Source organism: Streptomyces sp. NPDC020597 (assembly GCF_044335095.1).
GTDB lineage: Bacteria > Actinomycetota > Actinomycetes > Streptomycetales > Streptomycetaceae > Streptomyces.
In genome coordinates this window covers 335,134-359,842 of sequence record NZ_JBIRUL010000008.1, presented here as the reverse complement: position 1 = coordinate 359,842, position 24,709 = coordinate 335,134, and the positions used below count along the sequence as shown (strand labels likewise).

The window sequence follows — 24,709 nt, the reverse complement described above, 5'->3', positions numbered from 1 at the left end:
GCCCGGTTACATTCCGAACCCGGAAGCTAAGCCTCACAGCGCCGATGGTACTGCAGGGGGGACCCTGTGGGAGAGTAGGACACCGCCGAACAATCTTTGGAAGGACCCCTGGTCCCAGCGTTCAGCTGGGACCAGGGGTCCTTTTGTTTTTACAATGTTTGTGGTACCGAAGACAGGAGTCACCGATGTCCACCAACTCTCCCGACGACCGACCGGAGCGCGACCAGCGGCGACGGGACAGTGGGGACCGCGGCGACCGCGGCGCCAACCGTGGTGAGCGTGGTGGTTTCCGCCGCGACAACGACCGCCGTGACAACGACCGTGGGAGCTACGGTCGTCGCGACGACCGGGGTTCCGCCGGCCGCAGCGAGCGGGGCGAGCGCGGTGGCTTCCGTCGCGACGACGACCGTCGTGACGATCGCCGCGATGACAACCGTGGTGGCTTCCGTCGGGACGACAGCCGTGGTGGCTTCGGCGGTCGTCGGGACGACCGCCGGGACGATCGGCGTGAGGGCGACCGTGGGCCGCGCAGGGACGACCGTGGGGACCGTCCGGCGTTCCGCCGGGACGACCGCGGCGACCGGCCCGCCCCCCGTCGGGACGACAACCGTGGTGGCGACCGACCCGCCCCGCGTCGGGACGACAGCCGTGGTGGCGACCGACCCGCGTTCCGCCGCGATGACCGCCGTGACGACCGCCCCGCATTCCGGCGTGACGACCGCCGTGACGACCGCGGTGACCGTCCGGCCTTCCGTCGGGACGACAACCGTGGTGGCTTCGGCGGTCGTCGGGACGACCGCCGGGACGATCGGCGTGAGGGCGACCGTGGGCCGCGCAGGGACGACCGTGGGGACCGTCCGGCGTTCCGCCGGGACGACCGCGGCGACCGGCCCGCCCCGCGTCGGGACGACAACCGTGGTGGCGACCGACCCGCGTTCCGCCGCGATGACCGCCGTGACGACCGCCCCGCATTCCGGCGTGACGACCGCCGGGATGATCGTGGGGACCGTCCGGCGTTCCGGCGTGACGACCGCCGGGATGATCGTGGGGACCGTCCGGCGTTCCGGCGGGACGACCGCGGTGACCGTCCGGCCTTCCGTCGTGACGACCGGCGCGACGATCGGCGTGACGATCGCGGTGACCGTCCCTCGTTCCGTCGGGACGAGCGACGCGATGACCGGCGGGACGACCGGCGGGACGACCGTGGGGGCTTCGGCCGGCGGGACGACCGGGGCGGGGAACGCGGTGGGTTCCGTGGGCGGGACGACCGTGGTCCCCGTCGGGACGACCGCGGTGGGCGGCCGGCCGGAGGTTTCCGCGGACGGGACGACCGGCAGGGCGGCGGAGGCCGATTCCGTGACGACCGCGACCGGGACCGGGAGCCGATCAAGCGGCTGCCGATTCCGGAGGACGTCACCGGCGACGAGATCGACAAGGACGTCAGGCAGGAGCTGCTGAGCCTGCCCAAGACGCTTGCCGAAGACGTCGCGAAGAACCTGGTGATGGTCGCGCGGCTGATCGACGAGGACCCCGAGCGCGCCTACGCGTACTCCAAGATCGCCCTTCGCCTGGCGTCGCGGGTCGCCGCTGTGCGGGAGGCGGGCGGGTTCGCCGCGTACGCCAACCAGAAGTACAGCGAGGCGCTCGCCGAGTTCCGGGCCGCACGGCGGATGACCGGCAGTGCGGAGCTGTGGCCCGTCATGGCCGACTGCGAGCGCGGGCTCGGCAGGCCCGAGAAGGCCCTGGACATGGCCGGCGCCCCCGAGGTGAACAAGCTCGACAAGGCCGGACAGGTAGAGATGCGGCTCGTCGCGGCCGGCGCCCGGCGCGACATGGGGCAGCTGGACGCGGCCATCGTGACGCTGCAGAGCCCTGAGCTGGCCGCCGGTGCCGTCCAGCCGTGGACCGCGCGGTTGCGGTACGCGTATGCCGACGCGCTGCTCGCCGCCGGTCGTGAGGGCGAGGCGCGCGAGTGGTTCGCCAAGGCCGTGGAGGCGGACCGGGACGGCAGCACCGACGCCTCCGACCGGCTTGCCGAGCTGGACGGGGTGGACTTCGTCGACGCTCTCGACGAGAGCGGGAGCGAGGACGACACCGACGAGGGCGTCGACGAGGCGGCGGGCGAGGCCGACGACGCGGCCGCGGAGAAGGCCGACCGCGAGGACGACCGTGACGACCACTGACGTGCGCGCGCGTCGTTGACGGCGCTGAGGGGCGGCATCCGGGTCACCGGATCCCGCCCCTTCGTGCGTTCAGGGCACCGGTTCTCAGACGTCCAGGGCGCGCAGGACCAGGCCGGAGGCGGGCTTGGGGCCGAAGGACGTGGACTTGCGGGGCATCATGACGCCCTGCCGGGCCAGGTCGCGGACGACCTCCTCGCGGACGGGGTGCAGCAGGACCGCCGTGCCGCCGTCGCGTCGTGCCTTGCGCACCGTGGCCGCCGCGTCGTGGATGTAGGCGATGCGGGCCGGGTCGTCCTCGGGGACGTGCCATATGTGCGCCAGGAGCGTGGAGTGCAGGACCGTTGCGTCCAGGGTTCGCCAGGCCTCGGGACGGTCGGCCGGGATCGTGCGGTCGAGGAGGGCGGCGTCGGGACGGTCGAGGAGGTGGAAGGCGTCGTCGCCCGCCAGCAGGAACGCGTTGCCCGCGGTCGTGGCGTCCGCGAGGGCGTCGAGGGCTTCCGGGAGGGCGACGTCGAGCCGGCGGGCGCGGAACCGGCCCTCGAGTGCGGCGAGCGCGTCGGCGACCGGCAGGCCGTGCAGGAGGCGGTGGATGGCGCGGACGCGCAAGGGGTAGCGGGCGGTGTCCACCAGGAGGACCAGACCCTGGTCCCAGGCGCTGGGCGAAGGGTGCTCCGCGCGCAGGCGCAGATAGGTCGCCCAGCGGTGGTGGCCGTCGGCGATGAGGGCCTGACGGTGCGCGAGGTCCGCCTGGACGCGGGCCGTGTCGGCGGGGTCCGTGATCGCCCAGAGGCGGTGGCTGTAGCCGTCGTCCGTGGTGGTGGACAGCAGTGGGGGGCCGGCGGCCGTGCGGTCGACCGTCTCCGTCGCCGCGCCGCCGCCCCGGTACGTGAGCAGGAGCGGCTCGAGGTTCGCGTGCGTGGCCCGCATCAGCGCCGCGCGGTCCGCGACGACGTGCGGCATGACGTCCTCATGGGGGAGGACGACCCCCTCCGACGGGTCCGAGAGACGCAGGTTGCCGATGAGGCCGCGCTGCAGCATTCCGTCGGCGTGCCGCTGTTCGTAGACGTACAGCGAGGGCTCGGCGTCCGCCGTCAGGACGCCCTCCGCCAGCCAGCGCCGCAGGGTGCCGGCGGCCTGTTCGTTGCGGACTTCGGGGCTGGTGGCCTGAGGGAGGATCAGCCGGACGATGTTGTACGGGTCCGCGTCCTGGAGGTGGTGCAGGCCGTCGGGGCGGACCACCACGTCGTAGGGCGGGGAGGTGACGGCGGCGAGACTGCCGACCCGGTCGGGGTCGTAGCGCAGGCCTCGGAACGGGGTGAGTTCCAGGCCTCGGGGCGCCGTCGCTTCCGAGTGACCTGCTGAGTTCATCCCGGCATCGTACGTGTGTCGGCGGCATGCGGGATGATCGGGGGAAAGCGGCAGCGAACGAGGAGCGATGCGGAATGAGCCGAAGCGTCAGGACGAGGCCCGAGGCCAGTGGGCAGGCCCTGAGCGAGGCGTACGACACGGCGCTGCTCGATCTCGACGGAGTGGTGTACGCGGGCGGGAACGCGATCGTGCACGCGGTCGAGTCGTTGGCCGCCGCGCGCGCGGGGGGCATGCGGCTCGCGTATGTCACCAACAACGCGCTGCGCACACCCGACGCGGTGGCGGGCCATCTCACGGAGCTGGGGATACCGACGCGCGCCGAGGACGTCATCACCTCGGCGCAGGCGGTGGCACGGCTGATCAGTGAGCAGGTTCCGGAAGGGGCGCGGGTGCTGGTGATCGGCGGGGAGGGACTGCGGGTCGCGCTGCGCGAGCGCGGGCTCGTGCCGGTGGAGTCCGCGGACGACGATCCGGCGGCCGTGGTGCAGGGCTTCGGCGGACCCGATCTGGCGTGGGGGCGGTTCGCGGAGGCTTCGTACGCGGTCGCGCGCGGGGTGCCGTGGTTCGCCTCCAACACGGACCTGACGATTCCCAGCGGGCGGGGGATCGCGCCGGGCAACGGGGCGGCGGTCGAGGTGGTGAGGATCGCCACGGGCGCCGAGCCGCAGGTGGCCGGGAAGCCGTTGCCCCCGATGCACCGGGAGACGATCCTGCGGACGGGCGCCGAGCGGCCGTTGGTCGTCGGGGACCGGCTCGATACGGACATCGAGGGTGCGTTCAACGGCGAGGTCGACTCGTTGCTCGTCCTCACCGGGGTCACCGACGGGGCGCAGCTGCTGGCGGCTCCGCCGCAGCACCGGCCGACGTACGTCGACGCCGACCTGCGCGGGATGCTCACCGGGCAGCCGGACGTCACCGCGGACGGCGGGGGTTTCCGCTGCGGCGGCTGGACGGCGGCCGCCGGCGCCGAGAGGCTGGAGCTGTCGGGGGAGGGCGAAAACCTGGACGGGCTGCGGGCGTTGTGCGCGGCGGCCTGGTCTGCCGCGGGTGCAGGGGGCTGCGAGCTGGACGCCGGGAAGGCGCTGGCGCGGCTGGGGTTGTGACACCGGCTCCCGAGGGTGATGGGAGGGTAGGCTAACCTAACTGGGTGTTGGTCGACAGTGTTCCCGAACAGCGTGCGCAGACCGCCCCCGTGCCCCCGGGCCGGCGGGCGGCGTCGAGGGCCGCGGGGCTCCTCGCCGCCCTGGTGCTCCTCCTGCTGGTGACGGTGGCGAGCATCGCCGTCGGCGCCAAGGAGTTGTCGGTCGCCCAGGTCTGGCACGGGCTGTTCGCGGATTCGGGGACGTACGCGGACGTCGTCGTCGACGAGCGGCTGTCGCGGACGGTGCTGGGACTGCTGGTGGGGGCCGCGCTCGGTCTGTCCGGGGCCGTGCTGCAGGCGCTGACGCGCAACCCGCTGGCCGATCCCGGGCTGCTCGGGATCAACGCGGGCGCGTCGGCGGCCGTCGTCACCGCCATCACCTTCTTCGGCGTCACGAGCCTGAACGGCTATGTGTGGTTCGCGTTCTGCGGTGCGGCGGCGGTCGGTGTGCTGGTCTGGTTCCTGGGCGGCAGCCGCGGGGCCACGCCGGTGCGGCTCGCGCTCGCCGGCACCGCGATCAGCGCCGCCCTCTACGGCTACCTCCAGGCCGTGATGATCATGGACGAGGCGGCGCTCGCCCGGATGCGCTTCTGGACGGTGGGCTCGCTGTCCTCGGCGACCGAGGGGACCGTGCGGCAGGTGCTGCCTTTCCTGGTGGTCGGCACGCTCCTCGCGTTCGTGCTCGCCCGTCCGCTGAACGCGGTGGCCATGGGCGACGACACGGCGAGGGCGCTCGGCGCGGACCTCACCCGAACCCGGGCGCTGTCGATGCTCGCCGCGACCGTGCTGAGCGGCGCCGCGACCGCCGCCTGCGGGCCGATCGTGTTCGTCGGCCTGATGGTCCCGCACGTCGTCCGCTCGTTCACCGGCCCCGACCTGCGCTGGATCATGCCGTATGCGGCGGTCCTGTCGCCGGTGCTGCTGCTCGGCTCGGACGTCCTCGGCCGGGTCGTGGCGCGCCCCTCGGAGGTCCAGGTCGGCATCGTCACCGCGATCATCGGCGGCCCGGTCTTCATCTTTCTCGTACGACGGCGGAGGACGGCCCAGCTGTGAAGACCGCGCAGAAGTCCGCACCGAAGACCGCACCGAAGACCGTGCACAAGACCGGGCGGGAGGCCGCGCGGAGGCCCTCTCGCGGCCGTCGCGCGCTGCGCGGCCCGGGCGGGCTGTCCGTCCGGCTGGACGTGCGGGCGCTCGTCGTCGTGGTGCTGCTGGTGGCGGCCGCGCTCGCCGCGAGCGTGGTGCTGATCGGCACCGGGGACTTCCCCATCTCGTCGGGTGACGTCGTCCGGACACTGCTCGGCGACGGTGACGCCGGACAGGAGTTCGTCGTCAACGAACTGCGGTTGCCGCGGGTCCTCGTGGGGCTGCTCGTGGGCGCCTCGCTCGGGCTCGGCGGCGCCCTGTTCCAGGCCGTCTCGCGCAATCCGCTGGGCAGCCCCGACGTGCTGGGGCTCGGGCAGGGGGCGACGGCCGGCGCGCTCGTCATGATCGTGCTGTTCTCCGGGAGCGCCACCCAGGTGACCGTCGGCGCGCTGGTGGGCGGCCTGGTGACCGGGGCCCTCATCTACCTGCTGGCGTGGCGGCAGGGGGTGCACGGGTACCGGCTGGTGCTCGTCGGCATCGGCGTCTCGGCCGTCGCGACGGCGGTCAACGGCTATCTGCTGACCAAGGCCGACTTCGTCGACGCGGCGCGCGCCGTCGTGTGGATGACCGGGACCCTCGACGGCCGTGACTGGAAGCAGGTGTGGCCGCTGCTCACGCTGGTCTGTGTGCTCGTGCCGCTCGTCCTCGCCCACGCGCGCGGGCTGCGGATGACGGAGATGGGCGACGACGTCTCCCACGCGCTGGGGGTGCGGGTGGAGCGGGTGCGGCTGGTGATGCTGGTCGCGGCCGTGCTGCTCACCGCCGCCGCCACCGCGGCCGCGGGCCCCGTCGGCTTCGTGGCGCTCACCGCGCCGCAGCTCGCCCGGCGTCTGACCCGCTCGCCCGGGCCGAACCTCGTGCCGTCCCTGTGCATGGGCGCCGCCCTGCTGGTCACCGCCGACCTGGCCTCGCAACGGCTCTTCGGCGACGGACAGCTGCCCGTGGGAGTCGTCACCGGCGTGCTGGGCGGGGTGTACCTGCTGTGGCTCCTCGTCACCGAGCGCAGGGCGGGCCGGATATGAGCGCCGCCGCACGCGAGGAGAGCACCCCTGTACGGGAAGGCCGTGGGCCGAACGACCGAAGGAGCACCGTGAACCGCCTGTCCGCCGAGAACGTCACCCTCGCCTACGACCAGCGGGTCATCGCCGAAGAGCTGTCGGTGGAGATACCCGACCACTCCTTCACGGTGATCGTCGGCCCGAACGCCTGCGGCAAGTCGACGCTGCTGCGGGCCCTGTCGCGGATGCTGAAGCCCCAGCAGGGGCGGGTGCTGCTCGACGGCCAGGTCATCCAGTCGATGCCCGCGAAGAAGGTCGCGCGGACGCTGGGCCTGCTGCCGCAGTCGTCCGTCGCACCGGACGGGATCACCGTCGCCGACCTCGTCGGACGGGGCCGGTACCCGCACCAGGGGATCCTGCGCCAGTGGTCGGCCGAGGACGAGCGGGTCGTGCGCGAGTCCATGGCCCGGACCGGGGTCGGCGAGCTGGCCGACCGGTACGTGGACGAGCTGTCCGGCGGTCAGCGCCAGCGGGTGTGGATCGCGATGGCCCTCGCCCAGCAGACCCCGCTGCTGCTGCTCGACGAGCCGACCACGTTCCTCGACATCCAGCACCAGATCGACGTCCTCGACCTGTGCGCCGAGCTGCACGAGGAACACGGGCGCACGCTCGTGGCCGTGCTGCACGACCTCAACCACGCGGCCCGGTACGCCACCCATCTGATCGCGCTGAAGGGCGGCGAGGTCGTCGCGCAGGGCGCGCCGGAGGACGTCGTCACGGCCGGCCTGGTGGAGGAGGTCTTCGGGCTGCGCTGCCAGGTCGTCGACGATCCGGAGACCGGGACGCCGCTCGTGGTGCCGGCGGCGCGGAAGACGCGGGCGCGGGCCGGGCGGGCGGTCGCGGCGGTCGCCGCAGACGCATCGGCGGCCGCTACAGAAGCTTCCTGAGCTGGAACAGGTCGCGCAGGCCGGCCTCGAGCCCGACCCGCCCGGAGCCCCACGCCTTGGCGAAGTTCAGCTCGCCGGCGACCAGCGCGACCAGGTCGTCGCCGGTCATCGTCAGCCGGATCTCGGCCTTCTCCCGAGGGGGACCCTGAAGGGTGTCGTGGACGGTGATCCGGCCGGCCGCCATCCGGCCGACGAACGTGACGTCCAGGTCGGTGATCCGGCAGCTCACCGAGCGGTCCAGGGCCGCGGCCGCCCGGACGTCCCCTTCGGCGCGGCTCATGTTCTCCGAGAGCTTCTCGAGTGCGGCGCGGCACTCCTCGATCGTGGCCATGGCGACCGACGGTACCCCAGACGTTCGAGGTAGCGTCTGCGCATGAGCGACACAGTGCCGCAGACGGGGACGGAGCCGCAGGCACGGACCGCGCCCGACGAACGGGAGCCGGAGCACGACCCGGCGGCCCCCGCCCCGCTCGGCGTGCCGCGCACCCCCACCGGTCACGCCGAGACGGACGCGCACCTGGCACGGCTGGCCGACGCCGACCACCTCGCCACCGACGGACACGTCGAGGTGTACGAGGATGTACACCGGGGGCTGCGCGACGCGCTCACCGCGCTCGACGCCCGCCCGGGGCCTTCGGGTCCCGCCGGTCGTCCGACCGTCGCCCCCGGACGAGACCGTCCGGTCCCGTCCCCTGATTCGCCGTACGGACAACACAGGAGCTGAACCGAACGTGGCAGGAGTCGCACGTCGCCGTCTGGACGCGGAGCTGGTCCGCCGCAAGCTCGCGCGTTCGCGTGAGCACGCCGGACAGCTGATCGCCGCCGGGCGGGTCACCGTCGGCAAGGCCGTCGCGACCAAGCCGGCCACGCAGGTGGAGACGGCGGCCGCGATCGTCGTCTCCGTCGACGCCGACGACCCCGACTACGTGTCCCGGGGCGGCCACAAGCTGGCCGGCGCGCTGGAGGCCTTCGTGCCGCGCGGGCTCGTCGTGAAGGGTCGGCGGGCGCTGGACGCCGGAGCCTCGACCGGCGGGTTCACGGACGTGCTGCTGCGGGCCGGGGCGGCGCACGTGGTCGCCGTCGACGTCGGATACGGACAACTCGCCTGGTCTCTGCAGAGCGATGAACGCGTCACCGTCAAGGACCGTACGAACGTACGCGAGTTGACGCTTGAAGCGATCGATGGGGAGCCTGTGGATCTTGTCGTGGGGGACTTGTCCTTCATCCCGCTGGGGCTGGTGCTGCCCGCTCTGGCACGGTGCACCGGGCCGGACGCGGACCTGGTGATGATGGTGAAGCCGCAGTTCGAGGTGGGGAAGGAACGGCTCGGCAGCGGGGGCGTCGTGCGCAGTCCGCAGCTGCGGGCGGAAGCCGTGCGGGGGGTCGCCGGGAAGGCGTGGGACCTGGGGCTCGGGGTGCGCGGCGTGACCGCCAGTCCGCTGCCCGGGCCGTCGGGCAATGTCGAGTACTTTCTGTGGCTTCGGGCCGGGGCGCCGGTCCTGGACCCGGCCGACGTCGACCGTGCAGTTGCGGAGGGGCCGCAGTGACTCTGAACCGAGCTCGTACTGTTTTCCTGCTCGCCCACACCGGGCGGCCGGCGGCCATCCGCAGTGCCGAACTGGTCGTCAAGGGGCTGCTGCGCGAGGGCATCGGGGTGCGCGTCCTCGAGTACGAGGCCGCCGACCTGCCGCTGCCGGACGCGGTGGAGCTGGTCTCCGAGGCCACCCCGCAGTGCCTCGAGGGGTGCGAGCTGCTGATCGTGCTGGGCGGCGACGGCACGCTGCTGCGCGGCGCGGAGTTCGCGAGGGCCTCCGGGGTGCCGATGCTCGGCGTCAACCTCGGCTCCGTCGGCTTTCTCGCGGAGGCCGAGCGGGACGACCTGGACAAGGTCGTCGACCGGGTGGTGACGAAGGCGTACGAGGTCGAGGAGCGGATGACCGTCGACGTCATCGTGCACCGCAACGGCGACATCGTGCACACCGACTGGGCGCTGAACGAGGCGGCGGTGCAGAAGGCCGGCGCCGAGAAGCTGCTGGAGGTCGTGCTGGAGATCGACGGGCGGCCGGTCACCGGGTTCGGCTGCGACGGCATCGTACTGTCGACCCCGACCGGCTCCACGGCGTACGCCTTCTCGGCCGGCGGTCCCGTGGTCTGGCCCGAGGTCGAGGCCCTGCTGATGGTGCCGATCAGCGCGCACGCGCTCTTCGCCAAGCCCCTGGTGACCTCGCCCAACTCGGTGCTGGCCGTGGAGCTGCTGCCGCACATCCCGCCCGGCGTCCTGTGGTGCGACGGGCGGCGGACCTTCGAGCTGCCCGCGGGGGCCCGCGTCGAGGTGCGGCGGGGCGCCGTGCCGGTGCGGCTGGCGCGGCTGCACCACGCCTCCTTCACCGACCGTCTGGTGGCGAAGTTCGCGCTGCCGGTGTCCGGGTGGCGCGGCGCGCGGCACTGAGGTCGCGGCGGGTCCGGCGCGATCCGCAGTGGTCCGGCGGCGGCCGCGGAGAGTGAGCGGCCGGTCGCTCTCGCACACGCATCGGTCATCTCCACCCGCGCGGGTGACAGGGTGCCTCGCACTTCCGCCGCCGGACCTCGTAAGGTCTTCTCCGTGTTGGAGGAGATGCGGATACGGTCGCTCGGAGTCATCGACGACGCGGTCGTCGAGCTGTCGCCGGGGTTCACCGCGGTCACGGGCGAGACGGGCGCGGGCAAGACCATGGTCGTCACCAGCCTCGGGCTGCTGCTGGGCGGGCGGGCCGACCCCGCGCTGGTGCGGATCGGTGCGGAGAAGGCGGTGGTCGAGGGGCGGATCGCCCTGCCCGCCGACTCCTCGGTGCTGGTCCGGGCCGAGGAGGCCGGGGCCGAACTCGACGACGGGGCGCTGCTCATCAGCCGTACCGTTTCCGCTGAAGGGCGGTCACGGGCGCACGTGGGCGGGCGGAGCGTGCCGATGGGCGTGCTCGCCGAGCTCGCGGACGAGCTGGTGGCCGTGCACGGGCAGACCGACCAGCAGGGGCTGCTGAAGCTGTCCCGGCAGCGGCAGGCGCTCGACCGGTACGCGGGCGACGCGGTGACCGAGCCGCTCGCCAAGTACGCGGAGGCCTACCGGCGGCTGCGGGCGGTGGCCGGCGAGCTGGAGGAGATCGTCACGCGCGCGCGTGAGCGGGCCCAGGAGGCCGACATGCTCCGCTTCGGACTCGACGAGATCGCCGGCGTCGAGCCCCGCGCCGGCGAGGACGTGGAGCTCGCGGAGGAGGCCGAGCGGCTCGGGCACGCGGAGGCGCTGTCGTCGGCCGCCACGGCCGCCCACGCCGCTCTCGCCGCCAGTCCCGAGGACCCCGAGGGCATCGACGCGGCCACGCTCGTCGCGGGCGCGCAGCGGGCCCTGGAGGCCGTCAGGTCGCACGATCCGGCGCTGGCGGCGCTCGCCGACCGGATCGGGGAGATCGGGATCCTGCTGGGCGACGTGGCCGGCGAGCTGGCCGGGTACGCCGACGACCTCGACGCCGACCCGCTGCGGCTGTCGGCCGTGGAGGAGCGGCGGGCCGCGCTCACCGCGCTCACCCGCAAGTACGGGCAGGACGTGAACTCCGTCCTCGCCTGGGCCGAGCAGAGCGCCGCGCGCCTCACCGAACTGGACGGCGACGACGAACGCATCGACGAGCTGACCGCCGAGCGGGACGCGCTGCGAGCCGAACTGGGCGGGCTGGCGCAGGCGCTGACGGACGCGCGCACGGAGGCCGCCGGGCAGTTCGCCGCCGCGGTGACGGCCGAGCTGGCGTCGCTGGCGATGCCGCACGCGCGCGTGTCCTTCGCGATCCGGCAGACCGAGGACCCGGAGGGCGTCGAGGTCGGCGGCCGTCCGGTCGCCTACGGGCCGGCCGGCGTGGACGAGGTCGAGCTGCTGCTCGCCCCGCACCCCGGCGCGCCGCCGCGGCCCATCGCCAAGGGCGCGTCCGGCGGTGAGCTGTCCCGGGTGATGCTGGCCGTCGAGGTCGTCTTCGCGGGGACGGACCCGGTTCCGACGTATCTCTTCGACGAGGTCGACGCGGGCGTCGGCGGCAAGGCGGCCGTGGAGATCGGCCGGCGGCTGGCGCGGCTCGCGAGGACGGCGCAGGTCGTGGTCGTCACCCATCTTCCGCAGGTCGCCGCGTTCGCCGACCGGCAGTTGCTGGTGGAGAAGACCAACGACGGCACGGTGACCCGGTCCGGCGTGAAGGTCCTCGAGGGCGAGGAGCGCATCCGCGAGCTGTCCCGCATGCTGGCCGGCCAGGAGGACTCCGAGACGGCCCGCGCCCACGCGGAGGAGCTGCTCGCCGCGGCTCGGGGGGACGGGTAGCGGGCAGCGGCTCAGGCACGAGGGCCGGCCGGCGGGCGGCCGGAGGAATGCTGTCGCCGGCGGGTCACGGGTGCGAACAGAGTTGCGACCCTCTTCACCCGTGTAGGTGACAGAGGGGGGTCTGCGGGCCCTCGCCGTGGAGCTCCGGGGCACGAACACCGGTGCGTGCTGGCATCCTTGGGCGGAGTACGTGGAGGAACGTCAGCGGTCCACCCTCCGCCCGCGGTCCTTCGGTACGTTTCCCCGTGACCGTCCGACGCCGAACCAGGAGCCCCGGCCACGTGAGCAGCCCCTCACCGCACGGCCAGTCGTCGCTGCGCACCGTCCAGGTGCTCGGCGGGGGCAACGCCGGCAGCAGCGCACATGTGCGCTCCCTGGCAGCGGGGCTCGTCGCGCGGGGCGTGCGGGTGACGGTGTGCGCCCCCGCCGAAGCCGATCACGCCCACGGTTTCACCGGCGTCGGCGCCGAGCACGTGCACGTGCCGCGCAGCAGCGATCCGGGGTCCGTGGCGGCGCTCCGGGCGGCCTGCACGGGCGCCGACCTCGTCCACGCGCACGGGCTGCACGCCTCCTTCCGCGCCGTCCTCGCGCTCAGCGGCCGCTCCACCCCGCTCGTCGTCACCTGGCACGACCGCGCTCATGTCGAGGGCGCCCGCGCCCACCTGCGGCGGCTGCTGGAGCGCCGCGTCGCGAGGACGGCCGCCGTCGTCCTCGGCGCCACCTCCGATCTCGTCGACCGGGCCCGGCGCACCGGAGCCCGTGACGCGCGGCTCGCCGCCGTGGCGCTGCCCGGCCCCCGCCGGGACGAGGGACGGGAGGACGCCGAGCGGCCGGCCGGCAAGCTGAGAGCCGAACTGGGCGCCGTCGACCGCCGGTTGCTCATGGCGATCGGCTCCCTGGACCGTCACCGCGGCTACGGCCTCCTGCTGGACGCCGCCCGCGCGTGGCGCCGGCTCGACTGCCCGCCCCTGGTGGTGATCGCGGGCGAGGGCCCGCAGCGGGCCGAGCTCCAGCGCCGCATCGAGGACGAGGACCTGCCGGTCCGGCTGCTCGGCCGACGGGACGACGCGAGCGAGCTGCTCGCCGCCGCCGACCTCGCACTGCTGCCCGGCGGCGGCGAGTCGCGTTCCGTCCTGGCGCAGGAGGCCCTTCACGCGCGCGTGCCGCTCGTCGCGGCGCTGTCCGGCGGGGTCCGCGAACTCGTCGGGGACGCGGCCGAACTCGTGCCCGCCGGCGACTCGGACGCCTTCTCTGCCGCCGTCCTGCGCCTGCTCGACGATCCCGAACGGTGCGAGCGGCTGCGGGACCTGGGCACCCGGCAGACCGCCACCTGGCCCACCGAGGACGAGACGGTCGCTCAGGTCCTCAGCGTCTACGACGAGTTGACGCAGCCCCGGCCCATGATCTGACACCGGTCCCCCGCAGTCCTCAGGGCAGGTGTCTGCGCGCCCGCAGGGCCAGGCTCAACGCCAGCACCGTCTGCGGGTCGTCCAGATCGGTGCCGAGCAGCTCGCCGATGCGGGCGAGGCGGTTGTAGAGCGTCTGCCGGTTCAGATGCAGTTCGCGGGCCGTCTCCGCCTTCCGTCCGGCATGGGCCAGGTAGGTCTCCAGGGTCGGCAGCAGCGGCGGCTTGGAGCGACGGTCGTGGTCACGGACCGGGCCGATCGCCCGGTCGACGAAGGCCGCGAGGTCCGGGTGGCCGCGCAGCCGCCACAACAGCAGGTCGATGTCCAGGCGGCGGGCGTCGTACCAAGGGCGGTCCGGCAGACCCTGCGCGGCCGTCGCCGTCTCCGCCGCGTGCCGCAGCCCCGCCGAGGCGGCCGCCCAGCCGCCCGCCACCCCGACGACGACCACCGGCGGAGGCGCCCCCGGCCGCCGCATCCCCGCCCGTTCCACTCCCGCCCGCAGCGCCGCCGCGACCCGGTCCGCCACCGTCGGGCGCTCCTGCTCCTCGCGCAGGCCCAGCAGCACCGGCACCCGGCCTTCCACCGGCCGCACGCCCAGCAGCACCGGCACGCCCACCGACGCCAGCTCCTCGGCGACCGCCCGGGCCAGCACCGCCCAGCCCGCACCCGGCGAGATCCCCTCGCCCAGCCGCATGACGACCGGCAGCAGCGGGCCGGCGCCGGGCCGGAACCCGAGGACCCGGGCCTGCGCCGGAGCGTCCTGCTCGGCGATCCGGCCCTCGGCGAGGTCGGTCAGGAAGTCGCCCCGGCCGCGTGCGGCGAGTTCCTCCTCCTGGCGGGCCTGCATCAGCACCACGGCCAGGATCCCGGCCGCCCGGTCGGCGGCGATCCGGTGCACCGGTGCGAGAGGGGCGCGCACGGGCAGCAGCACGAGCCGGGCGCGCACCGAACCCGCCCCCGGCCCGCCCCCGGGCACGTCCACCAGCACCGAGCCCGCGGGCGGCGGCGCGTCCTTGTGCGGGCCGCGCAGCCCCTCCCACACCTGGAGCGGATCAGCCCCCTGCGGCCCCTCGCCGGCCGCGTACAGCAGCTGGCCGTCGGGCGTCTCCAGGAACACCGGGTTGCCGCCGAAGTCCGCCAGGATGCCCAGCACCTGCGGGATGCCGCCGCCGCCGAGCAGGGCCTGCGTGCAGCGCCGGTGAACCTCCTCGGCGCGCTGGAGCAGCGCGTGGTGACCGTTGACGATCTCGGTGTGGATCTCCTCCGTGACGGTCACGAACGCCACCTCGCGGTGCAGCTGGACGAGGGGCAGACCGGTGGCCCGCGCGGTCTCCACCAGGGCCGACGGCAGCCGGGTGAAGCGCGGGCCCAGCTCGATCACCAGGGCCGCGATGCCCCGCTCGGCCAGCGTCCGCACGAACGCGCGCTGCTCGGCCGGGCGGGTGCCGAGGCTGTAGCCGGTGGTCAGCAGCAGCTCGCCGCCCTTGAGCAGGGAGGCGATGTGCGGGACCTCGCCGGCGTGCACCCAGCGCACCGTGCGGCCCAGCCGGTCCCCGCCCGCGACGATCTCCGGGAGCCCGCTGCGCAGTCCGGGCAGCTCCAGCGCGCGCTGCACGGTGATGCCGGCACTGCGGCTGTCGAAACGGTGGTCCGTGCGGCTGTCCATGCAGCGGACGCTACCTGCGCGAACGCCCCGGCAACATCCGCGGGGCCCGCGGCGGACGGCGTGAGCGGTGCCGGTGCGACGGCCCCTGGGGCGAGCGGGCCGGTTGGGCGGCCCGGGACCGGGTAGCGGCGGCCCATGGACTTCAGTGTGGTCGCCGTGGCACGTGAGGACGACAGCCCCGTCGACGAGCCGCTGCGGGTGGCGGCGCTCGCCGACCGGCTCGGCTACCGGGAGGTGTGGGCCGGCGAAGGACCGACCTGGGACGCCTTCGTGCTGGCCGCCGCCCTGGGCCGGGTCACCGGGCGGGCGACGCTGACGGCGGGACCGGTCCCGGTGTCCGTGCGCGACCCGTACAGCCTCGCCCGGGGCGCCGCCTCCGTCGCCGCCGTCACCGGCGGACGGCCGGTCGGCGTGGCGCTGGGCACCTCCAGCAGGCGGGTGGTCGAAGGTGTGCACGGGCTGCCCCGGACCCGTCCCGCCGCCGTGCTCGAGGAGACGGCCAGGACCGTCCGGGCCCTGCTGCACGCCGAGCCCGGTGAGCCGGTGGTGGTCGGCAGTCCCTTCCGGCGCAGGCTCCCGCCGCCCGGCGGCCCGCTCACCGTGGCCGCGTTCGGCGACCGCGCGATCGCCACGGCCGCCGCACACGCCGACCGGATGCTGCTGGACGTCGTCTCACCCGAACAGGTGCGCGAGCTGCGAGGCAAACTGGACGCGGCGGCCGAGCGGGCGGGCCGCCCGCGGCCCGCGCTCGCCGCCTGGCTGCCCGCGGCCGTCGACCCGGCGCCCGAGTCGCTCGCCCAGGTCCTCGGCGGCATCGCCGGCTACCTGACGGTGCCCGGATACCGCGAGGTGTTCGCCGAGGCCGGTTTCGGCGCGGCCGTGGACCTCGCGGCGGCCGGCGCCGACCGTGCCGCCCTGGTCCGGGCCCTGCCGGCGGCGGCCGCCGCCACCGTCGGCCTGGTCGGCGACCTGGACGCCGTGCGCGCCCGGATCGACGACTACGCCCGGGCGGGCCTCGACGAGATCGCGCTCGTCCCGGCCACCGACGGCGACCCGGCGGGGGAGCGGACCCTGAGGGCGCTCAGATCGGCCTGATGTTGTGGTTGAAGCGGAACACGTTGTCCGGGTCGTACCGGCGCTTCAGGTCTCCGAGCCGCCGGGCGTTCTCGGCGCCCAGGCCGGCCACGACCCGGTCGGCGCCCTCGTCGCCGATGAAGTTCAGATAGACCGCGCCCGTGCTCCACGGCTGCGACCCGGCCCGCACGTCCCGGACCCACCGCTCGCACCGGGCGTCGTCCGCCGGGTCCTCCCAGAGCCCGAAGGGGTGCACGCCCCAGGGCGCGTCACGGTAGGGCACGGGGTACTCGTGCGGTCCGGCGGCGATCGCGCCGCCCTGCGGGAACAGCGCGTGCATGCTGCCCGTCGGCACCGGCAGGGACTCCCCGAGGTCGCAGTAGACGTCCACGAAGTCGTCGGGCGCGCCCGTCAGGTACTCCGCTGACCAGTGGTTCCGCTTCCCGGGCGGGTCGTCGAGCATGCACTGGACGCCGGCGTAGGGCATCGCCCCGACGATCTCCGACTCGTGCGGCAGCGCCAGCAGCGGCTCGGCCAGCTTGCGCATGTCCTCCTCGGATCCGGCGTACGTCAGCAGCACCCCGCACAGCAGCGAGCCCACCAGGTGCGGCGGGACGAACTCCTCGGGCGGGCCGGTGAGGTACAGCACCGCGCCGCTCGCCTCGTCGGGGCCGGCGGCGATCACGTCCCGGTAGGTGCGGGTGGCCTCGCGACCGAACTCGGGCCGGTACAGCAGCAGGGCGATGGCGAACTCGGGCAGTTCGTGCAGCCGCAGGGTGAGCGAGGCGGCGATGCCGAAGTTGCCTCCGCCGCCGTGCAGGGCCCAGAAGAGGTCGGGGTGCTCGTCGGCGCTCGCCTGCACCCGCCGGCCGTCCGCGGTCACGATTTCCGCGCCGAGCAGGTTGTCCACGGCCAGCCCGTGGCACCGGTCCAGCCAGCCCGTGCCGCCGCCGAGGACGAAGCCGCCGACGCCGGTGGTGGAGGCCCGGCCCCCGGTCGTGGCCAGACCGTGGGGCTCGCAGGCGCGGTCCAGATCGCTCATGGTGGCCCCGCCCGCGACGCGCACCGTCCGGGCGGCGGGATCCACGCGCACCGCGCGCATATGCCGCAGGTCCACCACCACGGCCCCGTCGCCCAGGGCCATGCCGGCGACGCTGTGCCCGCCGCCGCGCACCGCGATCGGCAGGTCAAGGTCGCGGGCGAAGCGGACGGTGCGGACGATGTCGTCCTCGTCGACGCACTGGGCGATCACCGCCGGACGCCGGTCGATCATCGCGTTGAAAACGGTCCGGGCGTCGTCGTAGCCCGGATCCTGTGGGGCGAACACGTCGCCGACCAGATCCTCGCGGAGCGCGGCGAGAGCCGCGCCCGCCTTCGATGGGGAGGCCATGGGGGCGCCCCCTTCCGTGCAGGGGCTGATGACTCCCAGCGTAGGCGGGGAGAAGTCCGGCGGTCCTGTCGGGCCGCCGGACCCGGCTCTCATGTCACCGAACCGAAAGACTCAGCCGCCGTACGCCCCCGACGCCGTCAGGCGCAGCGCGGTGTCGATCAGCGGGACGTGGCTGAAGGCCTGCGGGAAGTTGCCGACCTGACGCTGCAGGCGGGGATCCCACTCCTCGGCGAGCAGACCGAGGTCGTTGCGCAGTGACAGCAGCTTCTCGAAGAGCTTGCGGGCCTCGTCGACCCGGCCGATCATCGCGAGGTCGTCGGCCATCCAGAACGAGCAGGCCAGGAAGGCGCCCTCGTCTCCGGGCAGGCCGTCGACGCCCTCGTCGCCGCCCGAGGTCGGGTAGCGCAGGATGAAGCCGTCCGGGGTGGACAGCTCGCGCTGGATCGCCTCGATGGTGCCGATGACCCGCTTGTCGTCCGGCGGCAGGAAGCCCATCTGCGGGATGAGCAGCAAGGACGCGTCCAGCTCCTTGGAGCCGTAGGACTGGGTGAAGGTGTTGCGCTCCTTGTCGTAGCCCTTCTCGCAGACGTCCCGGTGGATGTCGTCGCGCAGTTCGCGCCACTTCTCCAGCGGACCGTCGGCGTCGCCGGACTCGATCAGCTTGATCGTCCGGTCGACGGCGACCCAGGCCATGACCTTGGAGTGCACGAAGTGGCGGCGCGGGCCGCGCACCTCCCAGATGCCCTCGTCCGGCTCGTCCCAGTGCTGCTCCAGATAGCGGATCAGCTTCAGCTGGAGGAGGGAGGCGTAGTCGTTGCGGGCCAGTCCGGTCATGTGGCCCAGGTGCAGGGCTTCGGTGACCTCGCCGTACACGTCCAGCTGGAGCTGGTGCGCCGCGCCGTTGCCGACCCGGACGGGGGCGGAGTTCTCGTAGCCGGGCAGCCAGTCCAGCTCGGCCTCGCCGAGCTCGCGCTCGCCCGCGATGCCGTACATGATCTGCAGGTTCTCGGGGTCGCCGGCGACCGCGCGCAGCAGCCACTCACGCCAGGCGCGGGCCTCCTCGCGGTAGCCGGTGCGCAGCAGCGAGGACAGCGTGATGGCCGCGTCGCGCAGCCAGGTGTAGCGGTAGTCCCAGTTGCGGACGCCGCCGATGTCCTCGGGCAGGGACGTGGTGGGGGCGGCGACGATGCCGCCGGTCGGCCCGTACGTCAGCGCCTTCAGCGTGATCAGTGAGCGGATCACGGCCTCGCGGTAGGGGCCGTGGTACGTGCAGTGCTCGACCCACTCGCGCCAGAAGTCCTCGGTGGCCTGGAGCGACTGCTCGGGCTCCGGGAGCGGCGGCGGCTGCTTGTGCGAGGGCTCCCAGGAGATCGTGAACGCGATCCGGTCGCCCGGTGCGACCGTGAAGTCGGCGTACGTGGTCAGCGCCTTGCCGTAGGTCTCGCAGTCGGTGTCGAACCACACCGAGTCCGGGCCGGCGACGGCCACCGTGCGGCCCTCGTGCTTGTGCACCCACGGCACGACCCGCCCGTAGGAGAACCGCATGCGCAGCGCGGAGCGCATGGGGACACGGCCCGAGACGCCCTCGACGATCCGGATCAGCTGGGGGGCGCCGTCGCGAGGGGGCATGAAGTCGGTCACCCGGACGGTCCCGCGGGGGGTGTCCCACTCCGACTCCAGGATGAGCGAGTCGCCCCGGTAGGTGCGCCGGGCCGCACGTGGCGGGGGCGCGTCGGAGGCGTGCGCGGGGCCGAGGCGCCAGAAGCCGTGCTCCTCGGTGCCGAGCAGTCCTGCGAAGATCGCGTGCGAGTCGAAGCGGGGCAGGCACAGCCAGTCGACTGTGCCGTCCCGGCAGACCAATGCGGCGGTCTGCATGTCTCCGATGAGTGCGTAGTCTTCGATGCGCCCGGCCACGTGCAACTCCAGTCGAACGGCCACGTCGCCCCCGGGGGAAACGGGGGCTGTCGCTAGTGCGGTCAAGGGGTCGTTGGTAATGCGTCGTTGAGCGCTGAAGCAAAGCAGCCGCTCAGCCCTGGGGGCAAAACGCCGATTATTGCTCAACGAACTGACGAGCTCTCGTTGTTCCGGTGGGATACGGGCTGGGGTGTGCCGTCTTGCCGGCCGGGCTCGGCAGCGAGTGTCCGAGCAGGATACGACGCACGTAGATGATCTGCGTGCCGCTCGCGGCAACGCGGGTGGGCCGAACGGGTGAGCACCGGGTGATAAACCGGTGCGCGGACGGCGGCGCGTGTCGGCCCGTGCGCGGAGCGTGGCCGGAAGCCGTCCCCCCGCGGCGCTGATACCCTGGTAGCCCGTGGACCGGTGGTCTCGAAGCCCCCGAACCGCACCCTCGAATCGCGACCACGGGAGCCCCCTCTTGGCCATGACGCCCAAATCCACGACGACCAAGCACATCTTCGTCACCGGGGGTGTCGCCTCCTCGCTCGGCAAGGGTCTGACGGCCTCCAGCCTCGGCATGCTGCTCAAGGCGCGCGGTCTTCGCGTGGTCATGCAGAAGCTCGATCCGTACCTGAACGTCGACCCTGGCACGATGAACCCCTTCCAGCACGGTGAGGTGTTCGTCACGAACGACGGCGCCGAGACGGACCTGGACATCGGACACTACGAGCGCTTCCTTGACCGCGACTTGGACGGCTCCGCCAACGTCACCACGGGCCAGGTCTACAACACCGTCATCGCCAAGGAGCGGCGCGGCGAGTACCTGGGCGACACCGTGCAGGTCATCCCGCACATCACCAACGAGATCAAGCACCGCATCCGCCGCATGGCGACGGACGAGGTGGACGTCGTGATCACCGAGGTGGGCGGCACGGTCGGCGACATCGAGTCGCTGCCGTTCCTGGAGACGGTCCGCCAGGTCCGGCACGAGGTCGGCCGGGACAACGTGTTCGTGGTGCACATCTCGCTCCTGCCGTACATCGGCCCGTCCGGCGAGCTGAAGACCAAGCCCACCCAGCACTCCGTGGCCGCCCTGCGCAACATCGGCATCCAGCCCGACGCGATCGTGCTGCGCTGCGACCGCGAGGTGCCCACCGCGATCAAGCGCAAGATCTCGCTGATGTGCGACGTCGACGAGGACGCGGTCGTGGCCTGCCCGGACGCCCGCTCGATCTACGACATCCCGAAGACCGTGCACGGCGAGGGCCTGGACGCCTACGTCGTTCGCAAGCTGGACCTCCCGTTCCGCGACGTGGACTGGACGACCTGGGACGACCTGCTCGACCGCGTCCACAACCCCGACCACGAGATCACGCTCGCCCTGGTCGGCAAGTACATCGACCTGCCCGACGCCTATCTGTCGGTGACCGAGGCGCTGCGCGCCGGCGGCTTCGCGAACAAGGCCCGCGTGAAGATCAAGTGGGTCACCTCCGACGACTGCAAGACCCCGGCCGGCGCCAAGGCGCAGCTCGCCGACGTGGACGGCGTCTGCATCCCCGGCGGCTTCGGCGACCGCGGCGTGCTCGGCAAGGTCGGCGCGATCCGCTACGCCCGCGAGAACAAGATCCCGCTGCTCGGCCTCTGCCTGGGCCTGCAGTGCATCGTGATCGAGGCCGCGCGCAACCTGGCCGACATCGGCGACGCGAACTCCACCGAGTTCGACTCGGCCACCGCCCACCCGGTCATCTCCACCATGGCCGAGCAGCTCGACATCGTCGCGGGCGAGGGCGACATGGGCGGCACGATGCGTCTGGGCATGTACCCGGCCAAGCTGGCCGAGGGGTCCATCGTCCGCGAGGTGTACGACGGCAAGGAGTACGTGGAGGAGCGGCACCGGCACCGCTACGAGGTGAACAACGCCTACCGGGCCGAGCTCGAGAAGAAGGCGGGCATCCTGTTCTCCGGCACCTCCCCTGACGGCAAGCTGGTCGAGTACGTCGAGTACCCGCGTGACGTCCACCCCTACCTGGTCGCCACGCAGGCGCACCCCGAGCTGCGCTCGAGGCCCACGCGTCCGCACCCGCTGTTCGCCGGCCTGGTGAAGGCGGCCGTGGAGCGGAAGACTTCTGAGTAACACACCAGTTGTACGGTGGCCGGGGTGCAAACCTTCAAGGGTGAGCGCCCCGGTTTCGTTTGCGCAGGTGGCACGTGGGAGGACGCACGGCATGACGATCAAGGACACCCCCGAGGCGTGGGAGATCCGGGCGACGAGCACCCCGTTCACGGGCGCCAAGACCGCCGTCCGCACCGACGAGGTGGTCATGCCCGACGGGTCGGTGGTCCGCCGGGACTACCAGGTGCACCCGGGGTCCGTGGCCGTCCTCGCCGTCGACGACGAGGGCCGGGTGCTGCTCATCAAGCAGTACCGGCACCCGGTGCGGCAGAAGCTGTGGGAGATCCCGGCCGGCCTGCTCGACGTGCCGGGCGAGAACCCGCTGCACGCGGCGCAGCGCGAGCTGTACGAGGAGGCGCACGTCAAGGCGGAGGACTGGCGGGTCCTCACCGACGTGTACACGTCCCCCGGCGGCAGTGACGAGTCGGTGCGGATCTTCCTGGCCCGCAACCTCTCCGAGGCCGAGGGGCGGCGTTTCGAGGTGGAGGACGAGGAGGCCGACATGGAGCACGCGCGCGTGCCGGTCGCCGACCTCGTCCGGGCCGTGCTCGCGGGCGACGTGCACAACACCTGCCTCGTCGTCGGCGTCCTGTCGCTGGTCGCCGCGGAGAACGGCGACGGGCTCGACGCGCTGCGCCCGGCGGAGGCGCCGTGGCCGGCCCGCCCGTTCGAGGCGTGAGCCGCCCCCGGAGTCACTCCCGCACCCGTGCGGTGTGACGATCGGTTGATCCGATCGGTGGACCTCGGGGCCCCGCCCGACGTGCTCCTCCCGGAACGTCGCAGAGCGTGAACTAGGCTCGGCAACAGCCCGAACCGGAGTCCCGGCGGGCTGGCGCGTGCGGTGGGACGGGAGTGTGGCCCGTGACGGACCAGGCAGTGGACACAGGCGGCGTGCAGCTGTCCGGACACGCTGCGCCAGAGGGCCATTTCCTGGGCCGCACCCGGGAGTTGAAGGAACTGCGCGCCGACATCGAGCGCACGGGCCTGGACACCATCTCCGGGAGGAAGGCGCCCCGCGCACGGGTCCTGCTCATCGCCGGCCGACCCGGCTCGGGGCGCTCCGCGCTCGCCGGGGAACTCGTCCGGCAGGTCGCCGACCGCTACCCGGACGGCGTCCTGCGCGCCCGCCTCGCCGAGCCCGACGGCACGCCCGTGCCGGTCGAGCGCGCCGCCCGCGAACTCCTCGCCGCGCTGGACGTGCCCACCCCGCCCGGGGCCGACCAGGACGACCTCGCCGCCCTGCTGCGCGAGACCCTCGCGCCGCGCCGCGCGCTGCTCCTGCTGGACGACGCGGTCGGCGCCGAACAGGTCGACGCCCTGCTCCCGGACGCCCCGCAATGCCTGCTCGTCGCCGTGTCCGCCGGCCCGCTCACCGGCATCGCGGACGTCCGCCCCTGCACCCTCGGCGGCCTGGACACCAAGTCCGCCCTCGACCTGCTGACCCGGTACACCGGCGCGGTCCGCATCACCGTCGACCCGCGCTCCGCCGAGCGGCTCGTCGAGGCGTGCCAGGGCCAGCCCGCCGCACTGACCCTGGCCGGCGGCTGGCTCGCCGCCCGCCCGAAGGCCGCCGTCGCCGACCTCGCCAAGCAGCTCCACGCGGAGGGCGACGAGGGCACCCCGCTCAGCCGCGTCTTCCGCCTCGTGCACACCGCCCTGCCGGCTCCCGCGGCCCGGATACTGCGACTGCTGTCCCTGGCCCCGGCCGGCCTCGCCGACCCGCACACCGCCTCCGCGCTGGCCGGCTGCTCGGTGGGCGCCGCCCGCGCCACCCTGGACGACCTCGTCGCCCTCGGCCTGCTGCGGGCCCTGGACTCCCCGCTGCCCCAGTACGAGGTGCCCGGCTGCCTGCACCCCCTGCTCCGGACCGCCGCCGAGGCCCACGAGCGTCCCGCCGAGCTCCAGCTGGCCCGCGCCCGCATGCTGGAGCGCACGGTGCGACTGCTGCAGTCCTGCCGGGCCATCGCCGAGACCGACAGTCCCCAGGCCCGCGAGAAGCTCCAGGTCATGCCCCGGGCGCTGCGCTTCCCCAGCCCGCGGGCGGCCGCCGACTGGCTGCAGGCCCGCCGCCCGGCCCTGCTCGCCTCGGCCCGCCTCGCGGTCGCCGACGGTGAGCTGGACACCCTCGCCCGCCGCCTGATGTCCCAGCTGGTCAGGGCGATGGTCGCGCATCTCGGCACCCAGGTGGCCGCGCCGGACCTGTACGGGATCCACCAGCTCGTCCTGGACGTCGCCGAGCGCCGCCGGCTGCCCCGGGAGAAGGCCGCCGCGCTGCTGAACCTGGCCGACGTCGACGCCAGGACCGGGCGCACGGCGGAGGCGCTGGTGCGCTACCGGGTCGCTCTGGACGCCGGACGCGAGGCGAACGATCCATATGCTGTCGGCCGCGCGATGGAATCCGTAGGCGGCGCGCATCTCGAGCTCGGGGACTACGACCGGGCCGCGGACTGGTTCGGCCGGGCCCTGGCCCAGCGCCTGGCCCGCGACGAGCGCGCGGACGCCGCCCGCCTCTACGGCCGCATCGCCACCGCGCACACCTACGCGGGCCGCTACGGCGAGGCACAGCGCGCCTGGCGCGCGGCGGTGTCCGGACACCGCAGGAACGACGATGTCGGCGCGCACGCGCGGGCGTTGAGCGAGCTGGCCCGGGTCCAGGAGTACGCCGGCCGGCCCGAGGAGGCGCTGCGCACGTGCCAGGAGGCGGCGCAGTGGGCCGAGCGTGCCGAGAACACGCGGCTGCAGGCCGCGCTGCAGCTGAGGCTCGCCGACACCCTGGAGCGCCTCGGCGACCCGACGGCGGCCCGCCTGCACCGCGGCGCGGCCGAGCGCATCCTGGGAGAGGGGCCTTCGGACGGCTCCGAAGAGCCCGATCTACCGGTGAACACCGAGGATGCCTGCGAAATCCGTAGTGCATCTCCGAAAGATTGACGCAATGAAAGGCTAGACAGAGGGAACGCCTTCATTAAACTGGCTCTGCCGCACGTT

The 24,709-nt window shown here is 73.7% G+C and carries 20 protein-coding genes and 1 rRNA gene; 16 read left to right on the top strand and 5 right to left on the bottom strand.

Going from position 1 to position 24,709, the window contains the following annotated elements:
- The 3 genes from rrf to ACH4ZA_RS17470 form a co-directional block, all read left to right on the top strand.
- A 5S ribosomal RNA gene (gene rrf / locus ACH4ZA_RS17480) occupies nucleotides 1-91 on the top strand; the annotation flags it as partial.
- 5 nt (nucleotides 92-96) lie between these two features.
- Nucleotides 97-1,458, top strand: coding sequence for a hypothetical protein (locus tag ACH4ZA_RS17475; protein WP_398430179.1), 1,362 nt, complete (start codon nucleotides 97-99; stop codon nucleotides 1,456-1,458).
- Nucleotides 1,395-2,183: a hypothetical protein gene (locus tag ACH4ZA_RS17470; RefSeq protein ID WP_398430177.1), complete on the top strand. Its 789-nt coding sequence runs from the start codon at nucleotides 1,395-1,397 to the stop codon at nucleotides 2,181-2,183. The genes ACH4ZA_RS17475 and ACH4ZA_RS17470 overlap by 64 nt, the downstream gene beginning before the upstream one ends.
- Nucleotides 2,184-2,267: 84 nt before the next feature.
- Here the strand turns inward: ACH4ZA_RS17470 and ACH4ZA_RS17465 are convergent, their stop codons facing one another.
- Nucleotides 2,268-3,551, bottom strand: coding sequence for a DUF1015 domain-containing protein (locus tag ACH4ZA_RS17465; RefSeq protein ID WP_398430161.1), 1,284 nt, complete (start codon nucleotides 3,549-3,551; stop codon nucleotides 2,268-2,270).
- A 74-nt stretch (nucleotides 3,552-3,625) separates the two neighbouring features.
- Between ACH4ZA_RS17465 and ACH4ZA_RS17460 the strand changes: the two genes are divergently transcribed.
- From ACH4ZA_RS17460 to ACH4ZA_RS17445, 4 genes are read left to right on the top strand one after another with little or no spacing between them, the layout of a single operon-like run.
- Entirely contained in the window at nucleotides 3,626-4,654 is a 1,029-nt protein-coding gene (locus tag ACH4ZA_RS17460) for an HAD hydrolase-like protein (RefSeq protein WP_319279584.1), read from the top strand.
- Nucleotides 4,655-4,698: 44 nt separating this feature from the next.
- Complete coding sequence (locus ACH4ZA_RS17455; protein ID WP_398430160.1) at nucleotides 4,699-5,745, top strand: FecCD family ABC transporter permease; 1,047 nt, start codon at nucleotides 4,699-4,701, stop codon at nucleotides 5,743-5,745.
- Nucleotides 5,746-5,786: 41 nt separating this feature from the next.
- On the top strand, nucleotides 5,787-6,860 hold the full coding sequence (locus tag ACH4ZA_RS17450) for a FecCD family ABC transporter permease (RefSeq protein ID WP_398430175.1): 1,074 nt from the start codon (nucleotides 5,787-5,789) through the stop codon (nucleotides 6,858-6,860).
- A complete protein-coding gene (locus tag ACH4ZA_RS17445; RefSeq protein ID WP_319279582.1) occupies nucleotides 6,857-7,783 on the top strand; it encodes an ABC transporter ATP-binding protein in 927 nt (308 codons plus the stop codon). Before ACH4ZA_RS17450 ends, ACH4ZA_RS17445 begins: the two co-directional genes overlap by 4 nt.
- On the opposite strand, the gene ACH4ZA_RS17440 is transcribed toward ACH4ZA_RS17445, so the two are convergent.
- A complete protein-coding gene (locus tag ACH4ZA_RS17440; protein WP_319279581.1) occupies nucleotides 7,767-8,114 on the bottom strand; it encodes a sterol-binding protein in 348 nt (115 codons plus the stop codon). The two genes, ACH4ZA_RS17445 and ACH4ZA_RS17440, sit on opposite strands and share 17 nt — an antisense overlap.
- Before the next feature lie 42 nt (nucleotides 8,115-8,156).
- Between ACH4ZA_RS17440 and ACH4ZA_RS17435 the strand changes: the two genes are divergently transcribed.
- The 5 genes from ACH4ZA_RS17435 to ACH4ZA_RS17415 all read left to right on the top strand — a co-directional run bounded on the left by ACH4ZA_RS17435 (nucleotide 8,157) and on the right by ACH4ZA_RS17415 (nucleotide 13,525).
- A complete protein-coding gene (locus tag ACH4ZA_RS17435) occupies nucleotides 8,157-8,507 on the top strand; it encodes a hypothetical protein (RefSeq protein WP_319279580.1) in 351 nt (116 codons plus the stop codon).
- 7 nt (nucleotides 8,508-8,514) lie between these two features.
- Nucleotides 8,515-9,330, top strand: coding sequence for a TlyA family RNA methyltransferase (locus ACH4ZA_RS17430; protein WP_319279579.1), 816 nt, complete (start codon nucleotides 8,515-8,517; stop codon nucleotides 9,328-9,330).
- Complete coding sequence (locus ACH4ZA_RS17425) at nucleotides 9,327-10,232, top strand: NAD kinase (protein WP_319279578.1); 906 nt, start codon at nucleotides 9,327-9,329, stop codon at nucleotides 10,230-10,232. The genes ACH4ZA_RS17430 and ACH4ZA_RS17425 overlap by 4 nt, the downstream gene beginning before the upstream one ends.
- Before the next feature lie 165 nt (nucleotides 10,233-10,397).
- Entirely contained in the window at nucleotides 10,398-12,116 is a 1,719-nt protein-coding gene (gene recN, locus ACH4ZA_RS17420) for a DNA repair protein RecN (RefSeq protein WP_398430174.1), read from the top strand.
- Between the two features lie 281 nt (nucleotides 12,117-12,397).
- Nucleotides 12,398-13,525 (top strand): glycosyltransferase family 4 protein, encoded by a 1,128-nt coding sequence (locus ACH4ZA_RS17415; RefSeq protein WP_319279577.1) that lies wholly within the window; start codon nucleotides 12,398-12,400, stop codon nucleotides 13,523-13,525.
- 19 nt (nucleotides 13,526-13,544) lie between these two features.
- On the opposite strand, the gene ACH4ZA_RS17410 is transcribed toward ACH4ZA_RS17415, so the two are convergent.
- Nucleotides 13,545-15,188, bottom strand: a complete 1,644-nt coding sequence (locus ACH4ZA_RS17410; RefSeq protein WP_319279575.1) for a PucR family transcriptional regulator — start codon at nucleotides 15,186-15,188, stop codon at nucleotides 13,545-13,547.
- A gap of 135 nt (nucleotides 15,189-15,323) precedes the next feature.
- Between ACH4ZA_RS17410 and ACH4ZA_RS17405 the strand changes: the two genes are divergently transcribed.
- Complete coding sequence (locus tag ACH4ZA_RS17405; protein WP_398430159.1) at nucleotides 15,324-16,283, top strand: LLM class F420-dependent oxidoreductase; 960 nt, start codon at nucleotides 15,324-15,326, stop codon at nucleotides 16,281-16,283.
- On the opposite strand, the gene ACH4ZA_RS17400 is transcribed toward ACH4ZA_RS17405, so the two are convergent.
- Nucleotides 16,270-17,652: an FAD-binding oxidoreductase gene (locus ACH4ZA_RS17400; protein WP_398430158.1), complete on the bottom strand. Its 1,383-nt coding sequence runs from the start codon at nucleotides 17,650-17,652 to the stop codon at nucleotides 16,270-16,272. The two genes, ACH4ZA_RS17405 and ACH4ZA_RS17400, sit on opposite strands and share 14 nt — an antisense overlap.
- 111 nt (nucleotides 17,653-17,763) lie before the next feature.
- On the bottom strand, nucleotides 17,764-19,566 hold the full coding sequence (locus tag ACH4ZA_RS17395) for a glycoside hydrolase family 15 protein (RefSeq protein ID WP_319279572.1): 1,803 nt from the start codon (nucleotides 19,564-19,566) through the stop codon (nucleotides 17,764-17,766).
- Between the two features lie 469 nt (nucleotides 19,567-20,035).
- Here ACH4ZA_RS17395 and ACH4ZA_RS17390 point away from each other — a divergent pair, with 469 nt between their 5' ends.
- The 3 genes from ACH4ZA_RS17390 to ACH4ZA_RS17380 all read left to right on the top strand — a co-directional run bounded on the left by ACH4ZA_RS17390 (nucleotide 20,036) and on the right by ACH4ZA_RS17380 (nucleotide 24,652).
- Nucleotides 20,036-21,685 carry a CTP synthase gene (locus tag ACH4ZA_RS17390; protein WP_319279571.1) on the top strand — a complete coding sequence of 550 codons (1,650 nt, stop codon included), beginning with the start codon at nucleotides 20,036-20,038 and terminating at the stop codon, nucleotides 21,683-21,685.
- A gap of 91 nt (nucleotides 21,686-21,776) precedes the next feature.
- On the top strand, nucleotides 21,777-22,403 hold the full coding sequence (locus tag ACH4ZA_RS17385; RefSeq protein ID WP_319279570.1) for an NUDIX hydrolase: 627 nt from the start codon (nucleotides 21,777-21,779) through the stop codon (nucleotides 22,401-22,403).
- A 182-nt stretch (nucleotides 22,404-22,585) separates the two neighbouring features.
- Nucleotides 22,586-24,652 (top strand): tetratricopeptide repeat protein, encoded by a 2,067-nt coding sequence (locus ACH4ZA_RS17380; RefSeq protein ID WP_398430157.1) that lies wholly within the window; start codon nucleotides 22,586-22,588, stop codon nucleotides 24,650-24,652.
- Nucleotides 24,653-24,709: the final 57 nt, after the last annotated feature.